At 60.6% G+C, this 1229-nt stretch carries 1 protein-coding gene; it reads left to right on the top strand.

The window, feature by feature from the left end:
* A partial coding sequence (tuf, locus tag GOW09_RS22245) for an elongation factor Tu (RefSeq protein WP_152457114.1) occupies positions 1-1176 on the top strand: 1176 nt, incomplete at its 5' end.
* Positions 1177-1229 lie beyond the last annotated feature (53 nt).

Raw genomic sequence — 1229 nt, 5'->3', positions numbered from 1 at the left:
ATGGCAAAGGAAAAGTTTGAGCGTACAAAACCGCACGTCAACATCGGCACGATTGGCCACGTTGACCACGGCAAGACCACGCTGACCGCAGCAATCACCAAGTATTTCGGTGACTTCAAAGCGTATGACCAGATCGACGGTGCGCCGGAAGAAAAAGCTCGCGGCATCACCATCTCGACCGCCCACGTGGAATACGAGACCGACAACCGCCACTATGCGCATGTCGACTGCCCCGGCCACGCCGACTACGTCAAGAACATGATCACCGGTGCGGCGCAGATGGACGGCGCGATCCTGGTTGTGAACGCCGCTGACGGCCCGATGCCGCAGACGCGTGAGCACATCCTGCTGGGCCGCCAGGTTGGCATCCCGAAGATGGTCGTGTTCCTGAACAAAGTTGACCAGGTTGACGACGAAGAGCTGCTGGAACTGGTTGAGATGGAAGTTCGCGAACTGCTGTCCAGCTACGACTACCCCGGCGACGATATCCCGATCATCGCAGGTTCGGCTCTGGCGGCGATGGAAGGCAACAACCCGGAAATCGGCGAGAACAAGATCCGCGAGCTGATGGCGGCTGTTGATGAGTATATCGACACCCCCGAGCGTGCGGTTGACCAGCCGTTCCTGATGCCGATCGAAGACGTGTTCTCGATCTCGGGCCGTGGTACCGTTGTGACCGGTCGTGTCGAGCGTGGCGTGATCAACGTTGGTGACGAGATTGAAATCGTCGGCATCCGCGACACCACCAAGACCACCTGCACCGGCGTTGAAATGTTCCGCAAGCTGCTGGACCGCGGTGAAGCGGGCGACAACATCGGCGCGCTGCTGCGTGGTGTTGACCGTGACGGCGTTGAGCGTGGCCAGGTTCTGTGCAAGCCGGGTTCGGTGACCCCGCACACCAAGTTCGAAGCCGAAGCCTATATCCTGACCAAGGAAGAAGGCGGTCGTCACACCCCGTTCTTCGCGAACTACCGTCCGCAGTTCTACTTCCGTACGACGGACGTGACCGGCACCGTGACCCTGGCCGAAGGCACCGAGATGGTCATGCCCGGCGACAACGTGTCGTTCGGCGTTGAGCTGATCGCGCCGATCGCGATGGAAAACGGCCTGCGTTTCGCCATCCGCGAAGGCGGCCGCACCGTCGGCGCCGGCGTTGTGTCGAAGATCATTGAGTAATTCGCGCAAGCGAATGATCAGACGGAAAGGGCGCCCCGCGGGGCGCCCTTTTT

The organism is Ruegeria sp. HKCCA5463, from assembly GCF_013034175.1.
GTDB lineage: Bacteria > Pseudomonadota > Alphaproteobacteria > Rhodobacterales > Rhodobacteraceae > Ruegeria.
Note: the sequence above shows the minus strand (reverse complement) of the source record. Positions and strands in the feature narration are given on the sequence as shown.